This is a genomic window from Devosia sp. (assembly GCF_036676215.1).
Classification (GTDB): Bacteria; Pseudomonadota; Alphaproteobacteria; order Rhizobiales; family Devosiaceae; genus Devosia.
In genome coordinates this window covers 1-1,700 of sequence record NZ_JAKFDJ010000119.1, presented here as the reverse complement: position 1 = coordinate 1,700, position 1,700 = coordinate 1, and the positions used below count along the sequence as shown (strand labels likewise).

2 protein-coding genes are annotated in these 1,700 nt (G+C 60.7%); one reads left to right on the top strand and one right to left on the bottom strand.

Translation table 11 applies throughout. The features are described from left to right. The coding region (locus V6M52_RS11165; protein ID WP_332701072.1) for an aldehyde dehydrogenase family protein at nucleotides 1-723 on the bottom strand (723 nt) is incomplete at its 3' end. 135 nt (nucleotides 724-858) lie between these two features. Here V6M52_RS11165 and denD point away from each other — a divergent pair. Next, a partial coding sequence (gene denD, locus V6M52_RS11160) for a D-erythronate dehydrogenase (RefSeq protein WP_332701071.1) occupies nucleotides 859-1,700 on the top strand: 842 nt, incomplete at its 3' end.

Below are 1,700 nucleotides of genomic sequence, written 5' to 3'. Positions count from 1 at the left end.
GTGGTTGCGCGCCGTTTCCTGCTGAACGATAGTGCCTACCTGTGGCGAACCGGTGAAGGACACGAAATTCACGCCGGGGTGCGAAATGAGCGCGGCGCCGGCCGTCGTGCCGTAACCGGGTACGACATTAAAGGCGCCGTCGGGAAACCCTGCCTCGGCGGCAAGGTCGGCCAGCCGCAAGATCGACAGGCTGGCATCTTCCGCCGGCTTGATTACCGCCGCATTGCCCATGGCCAACGCGGCTCCCACGGAGCGGCCCATGATTTGCACGGGATAGTTCCAGGGAATGATGTGTCCGGAAACGCCGAAGGGCTGACGCACCACTCGAACGGCATGATTGTTCTGGTAGGGTATGACCTGGCCATGCACTTTGTCAGCCGCGCCGCCATAAAATTCAAAATAACGGGCCAGCAGTTTGACGTCGTTGCGGGCGGTCGCGAGAATCTTGCCGCAGTCACGGGACTCGAGCTCGACCAATTCATCGAAATGCTCCAGCACCTTCTGGCCAAGCCGAGTCAGGGCACGTCCACGCTCGACTGCGGTGAAACTTCCCCATTCGCCGGCCAGCGCCCGACGCGCTGCCTGGATCGCCAGGTCGATATCGAAAGCCCCGCCGTCGGCGATCTCGTCGAACTGTTCTCCTGTCCCCGGGTCGATGACCGCTATCGTCTTGCCCGAATGGGGCGCCAACCACTTCCCGCCAATGAACAACTTGCCTTTCATGCTGCCTTCTCCGCTACGTCCTGAGTTGAATGGTGATCCAATTACTGGTCCGACCCGATGATTTGCGCTATCTTGTGGCTATTTCTTTCCAGCAACAAGTCCGTCCCGACAACATAACCCAATAAAGGATCCAAATTGAAAAAAATCCTGGTCACTGGGGGATCCGGCTTTTTAGGCCAGATGCTGATAGAACAATTGCTGAAACCAGCCGTACACGCCGGCACCGCCAGCCCTGGCGATCTTTTCGATGAAGTCATCGCAATGGATCAAGCGGCTGGCGCGCTCAGCGATCCGCGCTTGCGCTACCTATGCGCCGATATAGCCGATCCTGCGCAATGGCGCACCATCATAAACGATGACGTTTGCGGAATTATTCACCTGGCCGCGGTGGTCAGCGGCACCGCCGAGAACGACTTTGACCTTGGCATACGGGTCAATCTGGACGGCACCCGCGCGCTTCTCGACGCTGCTCGCACGCTCGGCAAACCGCCACGCTTCCTGTTTTCCAGCTCGCTGGCGGTCTATGGCGGCGCACCGGAAGACATCGTGGACGACAGCACGCCGCCCGCGCCGCGATCTTCTTACGGCATACAGAAACTGATAGGCGAACTGCTGGTCGCCGACTACACGCGCAAGGGCTTTATCGACGGGCGCTGCGTGCGCATTCCCACCGTATCGGTGCGACCCGGCAAGCCCAATGGCGCCGCGTCCAGTTTTGCCAGCGGCATCATCCGCGAGCCGATGGCCGGCGAGCGCGCCATCTGCCCTATCGACCCCGACACACCCTTATGGCTGGCATCGCCCGGACACGTCATACAGTCCTTGATACACGCCTATCTCTTGCCTTCCGCGCAGCTGGGCGAGCACCGTTCCATCAATTTGCCCGGCCTGACCATCACCCCGCGGGAAATGGCCGATGCGCTACGCGAACTGGCCGGCGCAGCAGTCGCCGACCTCATCGATTGGCAGCCTGACCC